The organism is Nonomuraea lactucae, assembly GCF_003313395.1.
Taxonomy (GTDB): domain Bacteria; phylum Actinomycetota; class Actinomycetes; order Streptosporangiales; family Streptosporangiaceae; genus Nonomuraea; species Nonomuraea lactucae.
Window position 1 is genome coordinate 1 of the sequence record NZ_QNFZ01000793.1, and the last position, 5,053, is coordinate 5,053.

General features: G+C 72.9%; 3 protein-coding genes and 1 pseudogene. 3 read left to right on the plus strand and 1 reads right to left on the minus strand.

Going from position 1 to position 5,053, the window contains the following annotated elements; all coding sequences use genetic code 11:
- Positions 1-2,114 (plus strand): CDP-glycerol glycerophosphotransferase family protein (locus tag DQW85_RS27750; RefSeq protein WP_162795430.1); only part of this gene is annotated, 2,114 nt, incomplete at its 5' end.
- Here the strand turns inward: DQW85_RS27750 and DQW85_RS47750 are convergent.
- Positions 2,115-2,897: a Uma2 family endonuclease gene (locus tag DQW85_RS47750; protein WP_275888266.1), complete on the minus strand. Its 783-nt coding sequence runs from the start codon at positions 2,895-2,897 to the stop codon at positions 2,115-2,117.
- Between DQW85_RS47750 and DQW85_RS47095 the strand changes: the two genes are divergently transcribed.
- Both DQW85_RS47095 and DQW85_RS27765 read left to right on the plus strand, forming a co-directional pair.
- Positions 2,793-3,527 (plus strand): hypothetical protein, encoded by a 735-nt coding sequence (locus tag DQW85_RS47095; RefSeq protein ID WP_162795429.1) that lies wholly within the window; start codon positions 2,793-2,795, stop codon positions 3,525-3,527. The genes DQW85_RS47750 and DQW85_RS47095 overlap by 105 nt on opposite strands.
- Positions 3,528-3,616: 89 nt before the next feature.
- Positions 3,617-5,053 (plus strand): annotated as a pseudogene (locus tag DQW85_RS27765) (cation-translocating P-type ATPase); the annotation flags it as partial.

Here is a 5,053-nt window from a genome sequence, read left to right on the forward strand (position 1 = left end):
CGCTGCGCTGGCGCGGCGCGCTGCGCGGCGTCGTCTCCGCCGTCCGGCGGCGGATGCGCCACCGCCCGGCCGTGCACGACACCACGACATGGCGGGCCGAGATCGTCTTCTGGAGCCGCGGCGCCCGGGCGACCGGCCTGCTGCGCGGCTCGTCGATAGGCAGGCCCGAGCGGCCGTCCGGGCTTGAGCTGCGTCCCGGCTGGTGGGCCCGCCCGGTGTGGACCTCCGACCGCGCCCTGCAGGTCGTGCTCCAGCCCAACCGCGCCGAGCTGACCTCCGTCTCCGTCGACGACGACCGCCTCGAGCTGAAGATCTTCCTGTCGGGCCGCAGCGTGACCAAGGGCCACGCCCGGCTGGGCGGCCATCGCATGGCCGCCGACTTCACGCCCGTGGCAGGGGGCACGGAGGTCGTGGTCGGCCTCGCCGTACCAGCCTTGCTGCAGGAGAAGGACGGGCGGCGGCTCTGGGTGGAGCCCAAGGGCGACCCGGCGGCGTCCGTCATGCTGGGAAACCTGGTCGAGACCCGGGCCGTCTCCGAAGACCGCGAGATCACCGTGCTCGGCGACCGCCGCGACCGCGTCATCGTCTCCGCCCACCGCATCCGGCCGGTGATCACCTCGGCGCTGTGGGAGCGCTCCTCCCTGGTGCTTCGCGGGCGCTATCCCGACGCGGCCGGCCCGCGCGTGATCACGCTGCGCCACCGGTCGGGGCTGTGCTACGGCATCCCGATGGACCGTGACGGCGACGACTTCACCGTGCGGATCACACCTTCGGCCATGGACCGCTTCGGCGAGAGCGTGCCGCTGTCCTCCGGCACCTGGAACCTGTCGATCCGCCACCCGTCCGGCGAGATCGTCCCGCTGCGCGTGGACCACGCCGCGCTGCCCGGCCTCGACGAGGACCCGCGTGCGTTCGACGGACGCGCCTACCGCATGGTGTCCACCCGCTTCGACGTGCCCGTGATCACCGTCGAGGAGGAGCGGCCCGCCGACGAGAAGGGCGTGGCCGGCACCCACGTGCTGCGGCGCGTCTTCTACCCCGCGCAGCGCACCGAGCCGCTCAACGACGCCACCGTCTACGTCGTCAACGACGGCCGCCTCTACGCCGACAGCGTCCGCGCCATCCACGAGGAGCGGCTGCGGCGCGGCGACGACCGCGAGCATATCTGGATCGTCAAGGACGGCGCGTTCGTGCCGCCGGACGGCGCCACAGTGGTCCGCGCGGGCAGCCGCGAGCACCACGCCGCGCTGGCCAGATCACGCTACATCGTGACCAACGCCTTCCTGCCCGTCTGGTTCCGCTCCCGCGAGGACCAGGTGGTCCTGCAGACCTGGCACGGCACCCCGGCCAAGCACATCGGCAACGACCAGGCCCACATGGCCCGCGACCCCCGGCCGCCGATCTGGCACCGGCAGGCGGCCGAGGTGCGCGGCTGGGACGTCCTGCTCTCGCAGTCGCCATGGGCCACGCCGGTGCTGCGCCGGGCGTTCGGCTACCAGGGCGAGGTCCTCGAGAGCGGGCTGCCGCGCAACGACGTCCTCACCTCGCCCGACCGCGACGGGCTCGCGGCGGCGGTGCGCGAGCGGCTCGGGCTCGCCGAGGGCAAGCGGGTGGTGCTGTACGCGCCGACGTGGCGCGACTACGACCGCAAGAACGCGATGGTCAAGCTCGACCTGGCCAAGGCGCGGGAGGAGCTCGGGGCGGACCACGAGCTGCTGGTACGTGCGCACCCGATGCAGGCGATGCCCGCCGTCCCGGAAATCGCCCACGACGTCACCACATACCCCGACATGGCCGAGCTCCTGCTGGTGGCCGACGTGCTGGTGACCGACTACTCGTCCGTCATGTTCGACTTCGCGGCCACCGGCCGGCCGATGGTCTTCTACGCGTACGACCTGGCGAAATACTCCGCGAAGCGCGGCCTGTACGTGGACCTGCCGGAGATCGCGCCGGGGCCGGTGCTGTCGACGTCCGCCGAGGTGATCGAGGCGCTGCGCTCCATCGACGAGATCGCCCCCGCCCACGCCGACCGCTACGACGCCTTCCGCGCCACCTTCGCCCCCCGCGACGACGGCAAGGCCACGGCCCGAGTCGTCGACCACGTCTTCTCGTAGTCAGAACTCCAGCTCGGTCCAGTCGACGACGACGGGGATGGGGTTGGCGACCAGAGGGGTCTCGCCGAGCTCGTCCTTCATGAAGGTGCCCGTGTGCTTGTACAGCATCGTGGCGCTGTCCAGCCGGTAGCGCTCGATGATGGACACGCCCGTGCGGTCGAGCCGGACGATCCAGTAGTGCGGGATTCCGGCCTTGGCGTATTCGCCGAGTTTGTCAGTTGTGTCCTGGGTTTCGGAGCCGTGGGAAACGATCTCCACGACCAGCAACGCGTGTTCGGCCCGGAGTCGTTCGCCGTGGGCGTCCTCCAGGCACCTGTAGAGCGCCACGTCGGGCCGCCGGTTGAGCAGCGGGACGTCTCTCAGGCGCAGGTCCACGTCGCTGTTCACGGTGATGCGTTCGTGACCCTCGCGCATCGCGGCGCGGGCGTGGCGTTCCAGCAGGTTGGCCAGCCGCCTGCCGGCCGTCTGGTGGTCCGGCGTGGGCGCGGCGCGATACACCACGTAGCCGTCGACGATCTCGATGGCTTTCGCGATCTCCTCCGGGAGGACCTCGTACTCCTCCGCCGTGACGAGTGATGGTCGGATGGTAGTGAAAGGGTCAAATAGCCAGTATCGGGCATGAATCGCTCCGGCGTGGGATAGGGAAACGGAGAGGGTCCTCAGCCCGGAGGAGAGATCATGACCACCGCCCAGACCCGCTCGGCCGCCGGGTCGGCCTCCCGCTCCGGCAAGGAGCTGACCCTGGACCTGCCGATGCTGACCATCCAGGTCCGCCCTCCGGATGTCCGGCTGCCGCGCCTCACCATGCCGCACCCGTCCATGCCGCGTCTGAACGTGTCGCGCCTGTCCATGCCGCGTCTGAATGTGTCGCGGCCGACCGTGCCGAGGGTCAGCAAGCAGGAGATGGGGCACGTCGTCGACGTCGCCCGGTCGGTGCTGCCGCCCCCCGAGCGGATCGCGTACTACGGAGCGCTGGGCGCGCTGGCGGTGATCGGCGCGATCGAGTGGCCTGTCGCGGCCGCCATCGGCGCGGGGACGATGATCGCGCAGCGGGCGCGGGCGAGGGAGGCCGGGGAGTTCCGGGTCGATGGGCCAGGCAAGCGTTCCACCACGTCGCAGGGCCGTGGCGCGGCCACCGGGGGCCGGGGTCGGGCCTCCGCCACGAAGCGCGGCGGCGGACGAGCGAAGGCGTCGACCGCGGGCGCGAAGGCGGCGTCGGGCGCGAAGGCGGCGTCGGGGAGCGCGAAGACGCCGTCGTCCGCGAGCGCGAAGACGTCGTCGGCGAGCGCGAAGACGTCGTCCGCGAGGAAGACGCCGTCCTCGGGTGCGAAGACCGCCTCCGGGGGTGGGAAGACCGCCTCTCCTGGTGCCTCCAAGGAGGCGAAGGGCGCTGCTCCTAAGAGCGGCACGTAGACGGCCCCGGCCGGCCCGCGCCACAGGCGTCGAACCCCCCGAATCCGACACAGCTTCACCTGGCACCGCGTATTCGAGGGGAGGAACACATGCTGTTGTCCGGCGTACTCTCCGCCGCCGGCACGCTGCTGAACATGCTCCCCGAACCGGTGCGCGGGATGCTCCCGCGCCCGCGGCTCGTGCGGGCGTGCCCGGGAGGCGTGCGCATCGAGGTGCGGTACGTCGGTGGGCCGGGCACCGAGCGGGCGGCGCGCGCGCTCGAAGAGCGGCTGCGGGCCGCCGGGGTGGAGCGGGCCGAGGTGAACGGCGCGCTCGGCTTCGTGTTCGTCGGATGCGACACGGCCGAGACGGACGACGGCGGTGAGGCCGACCTGGCCAAGCTCGTGGCGATCGTGGAGGAGTTCGACGAGGGGCTGGGCGAAGGGCTCGGTGAAGGGCTGGGCGAGCGGGAACGCCCTGACGACAGCGCCGAGGAAGAGGAGCAGGGCGACGGGGAGGGGTGGGACGCCGGGCGTGTGTTCGACGGCGTCGAGCAGCAGGCGCGCGCCGCCGTGAGCCTGGGCCTGCACCTCGTCGGCGCCGGCGTGGCGCTGGCCGGTCACGTCGTGCGCGTTCCGAAACTCCCGCCCACCGTCCCCGCCTTCGTGGGGCTGGCCGAGCACACCCCGCGCGTACGCCGGGAGCTGGAGGACCGCATCGGCCGCCCCGCGGTCGATGCGGTGCTGGCCTCCACCCGGATCGTCACCCACATGCTCGCCGTGCGCCCCGTATCGCTGCTCATCGACTCCGTAGCCGCGGCCGGCCGGTACGTCGACTCCACCGCCGGCCGCCGGGCCTGGGAGCTGCGGGAGCAGGAGTTCGCCGCGGTGGACGGGGCGTACCGGCACACCCGGATGGCGGAGGCGCCGCGCCCGGCGAGGCTGCCGGACGGCCCCGTCGAGCGGTACGCCGGCGCGATGAGCCCGGCCGCCCTCGTCGCGCACGGCGTGGCCACGGCGCTCACCCGCGATCACCAGCGGGGACTCTCGGTGCTGGTCACGGGGACGCCCAGGGCGGCCCGGCTGGGCAGGGACGCGTTCACCAGCGCCGTCGTACGCGCCCTCGCGGGGCGGGACACGATCGTGCTGGACCGGCACGCGTTGCAGCGGATGGACCGCGTCGACACGGTGGTTCTCGACGCCGGGGTGCTGACCACGGGCCGGTGGACGGTCCACGGCGTCGTGCCGCTGGATCCCGGCGTCGAGCCGGACGAGCTGCACACCCGCCTGTACTCGCTCCTCGACCTCAGGAATCCCTCGGCACGCCGCGAGCGCGACGGCTGGACCGCCGGACCGCTCACGGCGGAAGCAGGCGGCGAGGCGGAGGGGCTTCGGCAGGTCGCCGAGTGGCGGGAGCAAGGGGTGCGGCCCGTCGTGGTGGCGCGGCACGGGGCCACGGTCGCGGTGGTCGGCCTGGCGCCCGAGCTGCACCCCCTCGCCGAGGCGGTGGCGGCGGCCTCGAAGGGCTCGTGCGCGGTGGTGCTGGCC